8 protein-coding genes, 9 tRNA genes, 1 rRNA gene and 1 pseudogene are annotated in these 13,197 nt (G+C 37.3%); 18 read left to right on the forward strand and 1 reads right to left on the reverse strand.

Translation table 11 applies throughout. From position 1 onward, the window contains the following. The first annotated feature begins 17 nt into the window (after positions 1-17). The 14 genes from JRC48_RS11330 to JRC48_RS11395 all read left to right on the forward strand — a co-directional run bounded on the left by JRC48_RS11330 (position 18) and on the right by JRC48_RS11395 (position 7,913). Complete coding sequence (locus JRC48_RS11330) at positions 18-986, forward strand: beta-ketoacyl-ACP synthase III (RefSeq protein WP_235069610.1); 969 nt, start codon at positions 18-20, stop codon at positions 984-986. A 26-nt stretch (positions 987-1,012) separates the two neighbouring features. Then, positions 1,013-1,942: an enoyl-[acyl-carrier-protein] reductase FabK gene (fabK, locus tag JRC48_RS11335; RefSeq protein ID WP_235069611.1), complete on the forward strand. Its 930-nt coding sequence runs from the start codon at positions 1,013-1,015 to the stop codon at positions 1,940-1,942. Positions 1,943-1,961: 19 nt separating this feature from the next. Beyond that, a complete protein-coding gene (gene fabD, locus JRC48_RS11340) occupies positions 1,962-2,891 on the forward strand; it encodes an ACP S-malonyltransferase (protein ID WP_235069612.1) in 930 nt (309 codons plus the stop codon). A 12-nt stretch (positions 2,892-2,903) separates the two neighbouring features. Beyond that, positions 2,904-3,647: a 3-oxoacyl-[acyl-carrier-protein] reductase gene (gene fabG, locus JRC48_RS11345; protein ID WP_235069613.1), complete on the forward strand. Its 744-nt coding sequence runs from the start codon at positions 2,904-2,906 to the stop codon at positions 3,645-3,647. 18 nt (positions 3,648-3,665) lie between these two features. Continuing rightward, positions 3,666-4,904: a beta-ketoacyl-ACP synthase II gene (fabF, locus tag JRC48_RS11350; RefSeq protein ID WP_235069614.1), complete on the forward strand. Its 1,239-nt coding sequence runs from the start codon at positions 3,666-3,668 to the stop codon at positions 4,902-4,904. Positions 4,905-4,950: 46 nt separating this feature from the next. Beyond that, positions 4,951-5,376 carry a 3-hydroxyacyl-ACP dehydratase FabZ gene (fabZ, locus tag JRC48_RS11355; RefSeq protein WP_235069615.1) on the forward strand — a complete coding sequence of 142 codons (426 nt, stop codon included), beginning with the start codon at positions 4,951-4,953 and terminating at the stop codon, positions 5,374-5,376. A gap of 737 nt (positions 5,377-6,113) precedes the next feature. Next, complete coding sequence (locus tag JRC48_RS11360; protein WP_235069616.1) at positions 6,114-7,076, forward strand: M23 family metallopeptidase; 963 nt, start codon at positions 6,114-6,116, stop codon at positions 7,074-7,076. A 149-nt stretch (positions 7,077-7,225) separates the two neighbouring features. Then, positions 7,226-7,316: transfer RNA gene (locus JRC48_RS11365), tRNA-Ser, on the forward strand. A gap of 32 nt (positions 7,317-7,348) precedes the next feature. After that, positions 7,349-7,425, forward strand: a tRNA-Glu gene (locus tag JRC48_RS11370). A gap of 8 nt (positions 7,426-7,433) precedes the next feature. Continuing rightward, positions 7,434-7,509: transfer RNA gene (locus JRC48_RS11375), tRNA-Asp, on the forward strand. A gap of 7 nt (positions 7,510-7,516) precedes the next feature. Then, positions 7,517-7,593 (forward strand) — tRNA-Pro (locus JRC48_RS11380). Between the two features lie 8 nt (positions 7,594-7,601). After that, positions 7,602-7,675, forward strand: a tRNA-Gly gene (locus JRC48_RS11385). A 36-nt stretch (positions 7,676-7,711) separates the two neighbouring features. After that, positions 7,712-7,797: transfer RNA gene (locus JRC48_RS11390), tRNA-Leu, on the forward strand. Positions 7,798-7,836: 39 nt separating this feature from the next. Next, a tRNA-Arg gene (locus JRC48_RS11395) sits at positions 7,837-7,913 on the forward strand. Between the two features lie 265 nt (positions 7,914-8,178). Here JRC48_RS11395 and JRC48_RS11400 read toward each other — a convergent pair. Further along, on the reverse strand, positions 8,179-9,465 hold the full coding sequence (locus JRC48_RS11400) for an ISL3 family transposase (RefSeq protein ID WP_235069617.1): 1,287 nt from the start codon (positions 9,463-9,465) through the stop codon (positions 8,179-8,181). A 357-nt stretch (positions 9,466-9,822) separates the two neighbouring features. On the opposite strand from JRC48_RS11400, the pseudogene JRC48_RS11405 reads away from it, so the two are divergent. The 4 genes and pseudogenes from JRC48_RS11405 (at position 9,823) to JRC48_RS11420 (ending at position 13,106) form a co-directional block, all read left to right on the forward strand. After that, a pseudogene (locus JRC48_RS11405) lies at positions 9,823-10,856 on the forward strand (IS630 family transposase). Between the two features lie 402 nt (positions 10,857-11,258). Then, positions 11,259-11,334, forward strand: a tRNA-Asp gene (locus JRC48_RS11410). Positions 11,335-11,343: 9 nt separating this feature from the next. Then, positions 11,344-11,420 (forward strand) — tRNA-Glu (locus JRC48_RS11415). A 169-nt stretch (positions 11,421-11,589) separates the two neighbouring features. After that, positions 11,590-13,106: ribosomal RNA gene (locus tag JRC48_RS11420) — 16S ribosomal RNA — on the forward strand. Positions 13,107-13,197: the final 91 nt, after the last annotated feature.

Consider the following 13,197-nt stretch of genomic DNA (forward strand, 5'->3'; position numbering starts at 1 on the left):
AAGTGGAGGTGAGTTTAGTGGCAATTAAAGTTATTGGAACCGGTATGTACGTTCCAAGTTTTAAAGTTAGTAATCAAAAACTGGAATCAATTGTTGAAACAACTGATGAATGGATCACAACTCGAACAGGTATTCATAATCGCTACATCGTAACCACTGAAAACACAGTTGATTTAGCTTATGAGGCGGCTCATCGTGCAATAAAGCAAAGTCATATTGATTCTTCTGATATTGGTTTAATTATTGTTGCAACCTTTACACCTGAACGATTAACTCCTTCTACGGCTTGTCTCGTACAAGCAAGGCTTGGATTAAATGATCAACAGATAATTGCATTTGATTTGAATGCAGCATGTTGTGGGTTTGTTTATGCGTTAAGTGTAGCCGAGCAATTTCTTAAAACAAAAACAGTAAAAAAAGCATTAATTATTGGAGCTGAAGTCTTATCAAAAATCATAGATTGGAATGATCGTGGAACTTGTGTTTTATTTGGAGATGGAAGTGGTGCTGTTGTTGTTGAATATGAACAGGATTTAGAAAACAGTTTTTATCTTAATTCAGCAGGTGATGAACAAGATTCCTTAATAACAACTCAAATCCCGTTAAACCATCCGTTTATTCCATCCAAAGTGCACCCCATTTACCTACAGATGAATGGGCAACAAGTGTTTAAGTTCGCTATTACAGCGATCAAGGAAACGATCACGAAGTTACTTGAACAAACTAACTTATCTTTAGATGATATTTCTTTAATTATTCCACATCAAGCGAACAAACGAATTATTGATAAAGTTGTTAAAGATTTAAAAGTTTCGAGTGAAAAATTCTTTTTAAATGTCTCTGAGTATGGAAATACGTCAGCAGCAAGTATTCCAATTGCATTACATGATGCAATTAAAAAGCAACGATTGAAAAATGGAGATAAAGTGATGGTGATTGGATTTGGTGGCGGATTAACATGGGGCGGATGTATTATTTCTATTTAGATTGAATGATAAAGGAGAATAAAAAGATGTCTTTGACAACTTTATTAAATATAAAATATCCAATAATTCAAGGCGGGATGGCAAATATCTCATTAGCAGAACTTGCTGCTGCTGTTTCAAATGCAGGTGGTCTTGGTGTCATTGGTTCTGGTGGTTGGGATGCAGATCGTCTAAGAGATGAAATTAGAAGGTGTAAAAAGCTAACGGATAAACCCTTTGGTGTTAACTTGATGTTAATGAATCCACATTGTGATGAATTAGCAAAAGTCATTGTTGAAGAAGGAGTCCATGTTGTGACAACAGGGGCTGGAAGTCCAGGTCCATATATCAACATGTTTAAGGAAGCTAATATTAAAATTATTCCAGTTGTGCCATCCGTTGCGCTTGCTAAACGAATGGCACGATTAGGGGTTGATGCCATTATTGCTGAAGGAACAGAGTCAGGCGGTCATGTAGGTGAACTAACAACGATGACTCTACTTCCACAAGTCGTTGATGCAGTTGATTTACCTGTTATTGCAGCCGGTGGAATTGCTGATGGACGTGGATTTATCGCTGCTTTAGCACTAGGAGCTTGCGGTGTTCAAATCGGTAGTCGCTTTTTAACAGCTAAAGAATGTCCTGTCCATGAAAACTATAAGTTAGCAGTCATTAAAGCTAAAGATACAGACACAGTTGTAACGGGTCGTAGTGTAGGTGTGCCTGTTCGTTGTTTAAAAAACCCAATGACGCGTGAATATATCGCCCTTGAAAAACAAGGTGTGTCGGCGGAAGATTTAGAATACTTAACGTTAGGATCATTACGTAAAGCTGTGTTAGAAGGCGATATAAAATCTGGATCCGTTATGGTTGGACAAGTAGCGGGAATGCTTTCTGAAATTCAAACCGTTGCAGAAATTATTGAAGATATTTATCATCATGCATCACTAGTTTGCAAAAATTTAAAAATCGGTTAATTGCAAGGGAGAATTAATAATGTCAAAAGTCGCATTTATTTTTTCAGGCCAAGGAGCACAAACGGTAGGAATGGGAAAGTCGTTTTACGAATCGAGTGAAACAGCGCGTGATTTAATGGATCAAGCCAATGCATTATTATCATTTGATTTAAAAGAAATTTGTTTTGAAGACTCACAAGGATTAATTAATGAAACGACTTATACACAACCAGCTATTTTTGTTGTCTCACAAATGGCATTAGCTTTATTACAACAAAAAGGAATTCAGGCAGATGTAGTAGCTGGATTTAGTTTAGGTGAGTATTCAGCCTTATGTGCAGCTAATGTCTTTAGTTTTGAAGAAGGTGTCAAATTAGTAGCTAAACGTGGAGAGTTAATGGGTGCTGCTTCTAATCATGGTCAAATGGCAGCTATATTAGGGCTCGATTTGGAAAAAGTAAAGATTGTTTGCAAAGTAGCATCAGATAAAGGCGTTGTCGAGATAGCTAACTTAAATTGTCCCGGACAAATTGTTATTGGTGGTGAAGTAGATGCTGTTGCTTATGCGTGTGAGATCGCTAAAAATCACGGAGCAAAACGTGCTTTGACTTTACCAGTGAGCGGACCTTTTCATACGTCATTACTCAAACAAACAGCACAAATATTTGAGCAAGTTTTAAATGAAAAAGACTTAAAAGAACCTCAAATTCCAATTGTCTTAAATGTTTTAGGTGATTACTATGACCCCCCACTAAACTTAAAAAACTTAATGGTTAAACAAATGGCCTCAAGTGTGAAATGGGAAGCAAGTATTCGTCAAATGATTGCAGATGGGGTAGGGACATTCATTGAAGTTGGACCTGGCAAAACGTTGAGTGGATTCATTAAAAAAATTGATCGCAACGTTCAACTCTTAAATGTCGAAGATATGAAATCGTTAGAGGCGACAATTAAAGCCTTAAAGAATTAGGAGGAAGTTTTAATGAAGTTAGACGGAAAAGTCGCTCTGATTACCGGTGCATCACGTGGAATCGGTGCTGCAATTACTTTAAAATTAGCTTCACTTGGATGTAATGTTGCAATTAACTATGCTGGAAATATTCAAAAAGCAGAAGAAACGTTACAATCAGCCAAGTCTTATGGTGTTCATGCTAAGATTTATCAGGCAAATGTGGCAAATTATGAAGAAGTAGAGGACATGACCAAACAAATTATTAAAGATTTTGGTCGCTTAGATATTATTATTAATAATGCAGGTATCACATCAGATCATCTCATGATGCGGATGGATCAAGAAGCTTTTAACTCTGTTATTGATGTAAATCTTAAAGGAACATGGAATGTTTGTAAAAGCGTGACGCGTTTTATTTTGAAGCAACGATCAGGTGTCATTATCAACTTATCTTCAGTTGTTGGAATGAGTGGGAACATTGGACAGGCTAATTATGCAGCTTCTAAAGCTGGAGTCATTGGATTAACCAAATCATTAGCTAAAGAATTTGCTTCAAGAAACATTCGTGTGAATGCAGTGGCACCTGGTTACATTAAATCAGATATGACCGCTAATCTATCAGAAGAGATTACAGCCAAAGTTTTAGAGAATATTCCATTAGGCCAATTAGGAGAGGTAGAAGATATTGCGAACGCTGTTGCATTTTTAGTAAGTGATGACGCCCGGTACATTACCGGACAAGTTTTAGTTGTTGATGGCGGAATGGCAATTTAAAAAGGAAGGTGTGATTTTATGAGTAAGCGAAGAGTCGTAGTTACAGGACTTGGAACCGTCTGTCCAGTAGGAAATGATGTTGAAACGATGTGGGAAAACATTAAAAACGGAGTTTGCGGAATTGATCAAATTACTCGTTTCGATGTAACAGATTTTAAAGTGAAATTAGCAGCTGAAGTGAAGAACTTAGATATTGAGTCTTATATGAATAAAAAAGAGGCTAAACGATTAGATCGATTTAGTCAGTTAGCTATGATTGCTTCAAAACAAGCCTTTTTAGATTCAAAACTAAATATAAACGAAATGGACGAACATCGTTTTGGTGTGATTTTAAGTTCGGGAATTGGTGGACTACAAACAATCGAAAATGAAAAAGAAAAAGGAATGCAAAAAGGATATGAGCGTATTTCTCCATTTTTTATTCCTATGGCTATTGGAAATTTAGCAGCGGGAAATGTTGCGATTATGCTAGGGGCTAAAGGTGCATGTCTAGATATTGTTACGGCTTGTGCAGCGGGGACAAATTCTATTGGAGAAGCATTTAAGTATGTACGTGATGGTTATGCAGATATTATGCTAACTGGAGGAGCAGAAGCTTCCATTACGCCACTAGGAATCGGAGGGTTTTCAGCTATGAAAGCTTTATCCACAGCGACAGATAAAAATCGTGCCTCTATTCCATTTGATGCCGAACGTAGTGGATTTGTTATGGGTGAAGGGGCAGGAGCATTAGTGTTAGAAGAATATGAACACGCTAAACAACGTGGAGCAACGATTTATGCAGAAATGATCGGATATGGCGTTAGCTGTGATGCTTTTCATATGACAGCACCAGATGCCGAAGCTAACGGAGCAGCGGCTTGTTTTAATATGGCACTTGAGGATGCTAAATTATCAGCAGATGCCATTGATTACATCAATGCTCACGGAACGTCAACTCCTCTTAACGATAAGCTAGAAACGTTAGGTATTAAAAAGGTTTTTGGTGATCATACAAAAGTTATGGTGAGTTCAACAAAAGGACATACAGGACATCTTTTAGGAGCAGCGGGAGCTGTAGAGGCAATTATTACGGTTAAAGCATTACAAGATGGATTTGTTCCACCAACGATTAACTACTTACAACCGGATCCAGAGTGTAATCTAGATATTATTCCAAATTTTGGTCGTGAAGAAGAAATCCAATACGCTATATCAAATTCATTAGGTTTTGGTGGACATAATGCATGTATTATTCTTAAAAAATATGTAGGATAATAAAAAACTCTTTCTATATTATATATAAAACAAAGAAGGTGAAGTAGTGGTACTAAACAGTAATCAAATTCAAGAAATCATTCCACATCGATATCCGTTTTTATTAATTGATCGTATTGATGAATTAGAGCCAGGAAAACGCGCATTAGGTGTAAAGTGTATTTCATCTAATGAGATGCAATTTATGGGACACTTTCCTCAACAACATGTCATGCCAGGCGTCCTTATTATTGAGGCGTTAGCTCAAGTCGGAGCAGTTGCGATTTTAAGTTTAGAAGCCAATAAAGGTAAAATCGCTTATTTTGCAGGAATTAAGTCAGCAAAGTTTCGTCAAAAAGTTATTCCTGGTGATCGTTTAACTTTAGAAACAGAGTTAATTAAAGTGAAAGGAAACATAGGTGTTGGAAAAGCTGTGGCTAAACTAGGAGATCAGATTGCAGTAGAAGCTGAACTGACATTTGCGATTGGATAACTTAAAAGGGAGAGAAAACTAAAATTTTCTCTCCCTTTTTAATTATTAAGTTTAAATAATTGCTATAATAAAGTATCATTAAAAAAAGCGGGTGTTAAAATGTTTTTTATAAGTAGTATTTTATTAATGATTATTATTTTTATTGGCTTTTTTTTCTTTCTAATCCGATCAAAAAAATTAAAATTTAATAATAAACGAATCATTTTAAAGATTGAACTCATCGTTAATCTATTAATAACACTAATCTTCTTAATCATATGTGGATTTGGAATAACAACTATTTTTATTATGATATGGTTTGTCATTAGTATTTTTTGTTACTACGTCTATAATCATAATCATGAAAAGTACGGATTTATTGGTATATCATTTTGTACATTTTTCTTTATTATCTTTTTGGTTTTACAACTTTGGATTTACGGAACGACTTGTTGACGTTCAAAAATATCTAGACGTATTTGGTTAGATGTAGAATACAATGATTAAAAATTAGCATACTATGAACAGTTAATTAATGAAAAGGGAATTGACTAGTTCGAATTAAAATTAGTATTGTTTATAATATTATCAGTTTAGAATTAATATTATTTACGATTATTTTAAATTAGATTTATATTTTTGGATGTATTCGTCTATTAATGTTAGTGTTTTATAAAATTAATGAATAACTCATAAAAAAACAGTAGTCTCCCTTTTTATTAATAGAATAGAAACTAGTCTAGAAATGGGTGGACAACATGAAACGTAAATTCTCTATAATGATTTTATCATTAATTATTACGATATTACCTAGTATAATGGCTAGAGCAGAAGATAGTAGTAATCATGAAGCAAGATTAAAAATGTATAAAGATTATGAAGTAGCTTCAGGAGTTCCGTGGTATCAAATTGCAGCCGTTGATCAATATGAAAGAAATATTCATAAGTTTAGAGAAGAGTGCGGTAATCTAAAATATGATACTATTTCGATTTGTATTTTAAATGAGAGATGGTCAGGGCCTGAAAATCCATATTATTATGATAGTGACTACTATACAATCAATTTATTCGGTGGTATTGGTAAAGATGGTGACGGTGACGGATTAGCAGATATAAATAATGAAGAAGACGTCTTATATACAATGGTAGAGTATTTAAGATCTTTTGAAGAGTTTGAATCTGCTATTGTTGCTTATTATCAAAATGAACAGGCGGTCATGATCATTGAGGAAATTTCATCATTATTTGAACACTTTGATACTATTGTTTTAGATAAGCGATCGCTACCGGTTTCAAAGCGCTATAGTTACAGTTTCCAAGATAACTATGGAACAGCTAGAAGTTGGGGAGGTGCACGTTCTCACGAAGGAATTGATATCTTTGCAGGATATTCAACTCCAGTTTTATCGACAGCTTATGGAGTTGTTGAAGTAATGGGATGGAATGATTTTGGAGGATATCGTATTGGTATTCGAGACATCTATAATACTTATCAATACTATGCACATTTACAAGGCTACGAAGGTAATTTAAAAGAAGGCGATATTGTCGAGCCGGGTCAAGTCATAGGTTATGTTGGAAGTACAGGATACGGAAAAGAAGGAACAAGTGGTAAATTTCCACCTCATTTACATTTTGGTTTATACAAGTATGATGGACGTTGTGAATGGGCATTTAATCCTTATCCACATTTAAGACGTTGGGAAAAAGAGAAACAATAGTCAGGATAAAAGACCGTAATCCACTGAAAATACGGTCTTTTATTTATGAATTAATAAAAAATAAAAAAAGTTAATAAAAAGTGTTGACTCTTATTTAGTACCATGTTATTATATAGAAGTCGTCAGGGACGAGGTTAAAAAAACAAAATGGAGCAGTACTCAAGTGGCTGAAGAGGTGCCCCTGCTAAGGGTATAGGTCGGGCAACCGGCGCGAGGGTTCAAATCCCTCCTGCTCCGCCATTATAAAAAATAAAATGGTGAATTAGTTGTATGGCCCGTTGGTGAAGCGGTTTAACACACATGCCTTTCACGCATGCATACACGGGTTCGAATCCCGTACGGGTCACCATTTAAAAAGGTCCAGTGGTGTAGCGGTTAACATGCCTGCCTGTCACGCAGGAGATCGCGGGTTCGATTCCCGTCTGGACCGCCATTGAGAACGGGAAGTGGCTCAGCTTGGTAGAGCACCTGGTTTGGGACCAGGGGGTCGCAGGTTCGAATCCTGTCTTCCCGACCATTCAAAATGCGGGTGTAGTTTAATGGTAGAACTTCAGCCTTCCAAGCTGACTGTGAGAGTTCGATTCTCTTCACCCGCTCCATTAACTTCATTGTGATGTGCCATGAAAAGCTGATAGGCGGTCGTGGCGGAATGGTAGACGCGCCAGCTTGAGGGGCTGGTAGGAGTAATCCTGTGGAGGTTCGAGTCCTCTCGGCCGCACCATAATGAATGTCTAATAAACCTCATCAAGAATCAACAAAAGCGCCCATAGCTCAATTGGATAGAGCGTTTGACTACGGATCAAAAGGTTAGGGGTTCGACTCCTCTTGGGCGCGCCATAATAAGATAACAATGAGTTCGAAAGAGCTCTTTTTTTATTTTCTAAGTACTGTTTATTAGCAATAAAAAAATTTGTACTTATAAAAAGCATCAAATGGTTTATGATTAATCCTTGTACGGGATATATTACTCATTGAATTGAATTTTTACTGTCATGAGATCGATCTAAGTACTCCTTTATTTTAAATAGGCTCTTTGTCAAATAGTGTTGCTGATGAATTTTTAACCTATTACAATGAGTGACTTAAATCCAAATCCTAGTGGCTAAGCTGCTAGGATTTTTACTTTGGGTTTAGTTAGGTTTTGAGTGATAAGAATTCTTGATTTAAAATGGTAGAAACTACGATAGCCAAAAGCGATTCGTTTAATGACTTTAATTTTATTGTTAATGCCTTCAATGGGACCATTGGTGTACGAAGTGGTCAGTGTGTTTTCAATATAAGATTGATACGTTTTAAACGTTTGAAAAGCAGTTTGGAATTCAGGAGAAATCAGAGGGTGTTTGGCTTGAAGTAAGTGATTGAATCGCTCTAAGTTTTTGGTTTGGAGGGTGAAAAGTAAGTCTTGATAGAGATTGTAGGTGGCTTTTAACTCAGGAGATAAATCAAGTAAAAAGTTTAGGATATCAATTTCTCGCATCGGTTGTTTGAAACAGTAAACGGAGCGATAAGTGGTGGTATTAATTAACGTGTGGGACTTTAAGAATAAGCGCCAGTAACGTTTGAATTTACGACTGTGTTTTTTAAATTTTTTCATGAATCGAATTCGAGTTTTGTTCAGTGCACGAGAGAGATGTTGAACAAGATGGAATTTATCAATCACAATTTTGGCATGAGGAAACAGCTCCTTAATTAAACTGATATAAGGGGCATACATATCAATGACAATATGTTTAACGCGAGAACGTGCTTCTTGGGTATAGCGTTTAAAATACGTTTGAAGGGAGCTTAGCCGACGATCTTCAATGATATCGATGATTTGTTTCGTATCAGCGTCACAAAAAATGAAGGACATATGCCCCTGGGCAGATTTAACCGATTTAAATTCATCAAAACAAAGATTTTCAGGAAGGGAATTAAAATTTAATGATTGAGATTCATAGAAGCTATGAATGATCCGATTGACAGTGGAATGAGACACTTGATGACGACAAGCGATATCAGACTCCGAGATTTTATTTTGTGCTTCTAACGCAATGGCATGTTTGGTGTTGTAAGAAATGAAGCAGTTCTTTTCAACAATCGATGTTTTTAGAGTGAACGTCGACTGACAATGCCCACAGTAGTAACGTTGTTTCTTTAAATCTAAATAAGTATCATGGAGTGAAACTTTAGGAATGACAATTCGAGACGTTTTGAACCCATGCTTTTTAAATTTAGAATCAAAGAGAGTTCCGCACCGCTCACAATGAGTCGGTTGATAAGATAAAATGCCTTTAAAAACAAAGCGAGTGACACCCTCAATTTTAACTTCTTCCAAATAATCTTCCTCAAATGTGATCTGTTTGTCTTTAATATTTAAGAGTTTTCTAGTAAAATATGAGTGAGACATCCAATCCATCCTTTCAATATTGTTTTAGCCGATAACATTGTAACAGGACGGAGACGGGATGTCTCTTTTTTTATGCCATGAAAAAAGGTGTTGCTTCATCAGCAACACCAAATATTATAGAACCTTTAAATATTCTTAATTTATAATTGATTAATAATTAAGATTTAATTTCTTGTAGTAAGAACAATGGTTGTTTTTTTGGGTACTATAATCTCAATTAGCAAAGATGGATATATATATAAACAGAAATGTAATTCATAGTTTTTTAATTTAAATACTTGTAGTCAAAATTCGTTAAAATGTATGTTAAAATAGTAGATATTAACTATACATTTTAGGATAGAAATTGAGGCAACTATGAATCAGACAGAATTAAAATCAATTGAAACAGCGATGCGTGAAACATTATCGAAACAACTTTATACTCGTTATCAAGTCATCTATTTACACTTACAAGGATATAAAAATGTAGAAATCGCTAAGATGGTTCCCTTCACTGCTCAGACCATCGGAACACATGTTAGAAATTATAAAAAATATGGACTTGAGGGATTAAACCCACGCCCAAAATCAGGCTGTCCGAAGAAACTTTCACCTAAGCAAGAAGCTGAGTTAATCCATACCCTCATCCATAAAACGCCCGCTGATGTTGGGATTGAACCGTACATGACTTGGGATTGTAAGCTATTATGCATCTGGGTGAAGCAAACCTTTGGAATTTCATTCTCTAAAGGTGGAATGCGTGACATGTTGTTACGCTTAGGTTTTAGCTACACACGCCCGACTTACTCATTAGCGAGAGCTAGTCAAGAAAAACAAGAGGGATTTAAACAGGAATTTGAACAATTAAAAAATTTTGATTCGTGGAGAGATTGATCATTTTATTGTTTCAAGATGAAAGTTCTATCAGAGATTATCAATCATTAGTCAACAATTGGTTTCCTAAAGGAAAACAACGGATTATTCCTACTTACGGAAATAATAAAAGTGTCAAATTAATAGGAATCCTTAACTATGAGACAGGTCATGTTTATGTCCAGGAGGAAGAACGTTATACAGCAGATATCTTTTTAGAATTCCTCAAAAAAGTACTGAAACAATATCCAACGGGAAAGATTGTCATGATTTTAGATAACGCAAGAATTCATCACGCTAAACTCATCCAACCTTTTTTAAACGAACACAAAAATAGATTAAGGTTAATCTTTTTACCACCATATAGTCCAGAATTAAACTTAATTGAAGGATTATGGAAATGGTTAAAACAATCTGTGATTCATAACGTCTTTTATAAAAATATAAATGAGATTAGAAAAGCTGTTCAAGGATTTATTCGACATATCAATGAGAGACCTTCGGAAGTGATCCAGAGACTATGCGAAAAAATGTGAAAAACTTATCTGTTTATATATATAATAAAAAATTTATATCTAAATGATTGGAAATCAAATATATTTTTGTTAGATGAAAGAATGAAATAAATGGTTTAAACGTTTTAAATAATCTTACTCCTTTATTTAGGTCTATAATTACTTTAGCATTTATCTACTAGATGAGAGAAGGGGAAGTACAATAACTTAATCAAAATCTTATTATCTTAGAAGTAGTCAATGTTAAAATCTTGTATAGATGAGATAAATTAATCTTTTTTCTAAATTTTTTAGAAAATATATTGACGAATTTCGACAGCGATGATATTATATACAGGTCGAAAGAACAAGAGAAAAAAACTTTCAAAAGAATTTGACAATTTGATTTCACAATGATAAAATGTAAAAGCTGAATTGATAAGAGGTCCAGTGGTGTAGCGGTTAACATGCCTGCCTGTCACGCAGGAGATCGCGGGTTCGATTCCCGTCTGGACCGCCATTTATAAATGGCCCGTTGGTGAAGCGGTTTAACACACATGCCTTTCACGCATGCATACACGGGTTCGAATCCCGTACGGGTCACCATTTAAAAAAGTTTAAAAAAGTGTTTGACAGAAAAAGTGAGACATGATAAACTAATAAAGTCGCCAAAACAAGGTGATGAGAAGTTCTTTGAAAACTAAACAGAACGTCAAGAAACATTTACTTTTAAGATAAAGTTTCGAACAGAAGCTTAGGATAAAAACAAACATTTAATATGGAGAGTTTGATCCTGGCTCAGGATGAACGCTGGCGGCGTGCCTAATACATGCAAGTCGAGCGAACCACTTCGGTGGTGAGCGGCGAACGGGTGAGTAACACGTAGGTCATCTGCCCATCAGACGGGGACAACGATTGGAAACGATCGCTAATACCGGATAGGACGAAAGTTTAAAGGTGCTCCTGGCACCGCTGATGGATGAGCCTGCGGCGCATTAGCTAGTTGGTAGGGTAACGGCCTACCAAGGCGACGATGCGTAGCCGACCTGAGAGGGTGAACGGCCACACTGGGACTGAGACACGGCCCAGACTCCTACGGGAGGCAGCAGTAGGGAATCTTCGGCAATGGGCGAAAGCCTGACCGAGCAACGCCGCGTGAATGATGAAGGCCTTCGGGTTGTAAAATTCTGTTATAAGGGAAGAACGACTTTAGTAGGAAATGGCTAGAGTGTGACGGTACCTTATGAGAAAGCCACGGCTAACTACGTGCCAGCAGCCGCGGTAATACGTAGGTGGCGAGCGTTATCCGGAATTATTGGGCGTAAAGAGCGCGCAGGTGGTTGATTAAGTCTGATGTGAAAGCCCACGGCTTAACCGTGGAGGGTCATTGGAAACTGGTCAACTTGAGTGCAGAAGAGGGAAGTGGAATTCCATGTGTAGCGGTGAAATGCGTAGAGATATGGAGGAACACCAGTGGCGAAGGCGGCTTCCTGGTCTGTAACTGACACTGAGGCGCGAAAGCGTGGGGAGCAAACAGGATTAGATACCCTGGTAGTCCACGCCGTAAACGATGAGTGCTAAGTGTTGGGGGTCGAACCTCAGTGCTGAAGTTAACGCATTAAGCACTCCGCCTGGGGAGTACGGTCGCAAGACTGAAACTCAAAGGAATTGACGGGGACCCGCACAAGCGGTGGAGCATGTGGTTTAATTCGAAGCAACGCGAAGAACCTTACCAGGTCTTGACATACCGTTGACCGTCCTAGAGATAGGATTTTCCCTTCGGGGACAATGGATACAGGTGGTGCATGGTTGTCGTCAGCTCGTGTCGTGAGATGTTGGGTTAAGTCCCGCAACGAGCGCAACCCCTGTCGTTAGTTGCCAGCATTCAGTTGGGGACTCTAACGAGACTGCCAGTGACAAACTGGAGGAAGGTGGGGATGACGTCAAATCATCATGCCCCTTATGACCTGGGCTACACACGTGCTACAATGGTTGGTACAAAGAGAAGCGAAGCGGTGACGTGGAGCAAACCTCATAAAGCCAATCTCAGTTCGGATTGTAGGCTGCAACTCGCCTACATGAAGTTGGAATCGCTAGTAATCGCGAATCAGAATGTCGCGGTGAATACGTTCCCGGGTCTTGTACACACCGCCCGTCACACCACGAGAGTTTACAACACCCGAAGTCAGTGGCCTAACCGCAAGGAGGGAGCTGCCTAAGGTGGGGTAGATGATTGGGGTGAAGTCGTAACAAGGTATCCCTACCGGAAGGTGGGGATGGATCACCTCCTTTCTATGGAGAAAGCGACGTTCTGTTTAGTTTTGGAAGAATTTCTTCCAAGGTTGATCTTTGAAAACTAGATATCTTCATTCAGAAGAAACAA

Origin of the sequence: Turicibacter sp. TJ11, from assembly GCF_021497505.1 — a bacterium.
Taxonomy (GTDB): Bacteria; Bacillota_I; Bacilli_A; order MOL361; family Turicibacteraceae; genus Turicibacter.

What these genes read in the sequence shown, in the direction of transcription:
- fabK (WP_235069611.1), top strand. Translation starts at nt 1,013, where the DNA reads ATGTCTTTGACAACTTTATTAAATATAAAATATCCAATAATTCAAGGC.
- fabD (WP_235069612.1), top strand. Translation starts at nt 1,962, where the DNA reads ATGTCAAAAGTCGCATTTATTTTTTCAGGCCAAGGAGCACAAACGGTA.
- fabG (WP_235069613.1), top strand. Translation starts at nt 2,904, where the DNA reads ATGAAGTTAGACGGAAAAGTCGCTCTGATTACCGGTGCATCACGTGGA.
- fabF (WP_235069614.1), top strand. Translation starts at nt 3,666, where the DNA reads ATGAGTAAGCGAAGAGTCGTAGTTACAGGACTTGGAACCGTCTGTCCA.
- JRC48_RS11360 (WP_235069616.1), top strand. Translation starts at nt 6,114, where the DNA reads ATGAAACGTAAATTCTCTATAATGATTTTATCATTAATTATTACGATA.
- JRC48_RS11400 (WP_235069617.1), bottom strand. Translation starts at nt 9,465, where the DNA reads ATGTCTCACTCATATTTTACTAGAAAACTCTTAAATATTAAAGACAAA.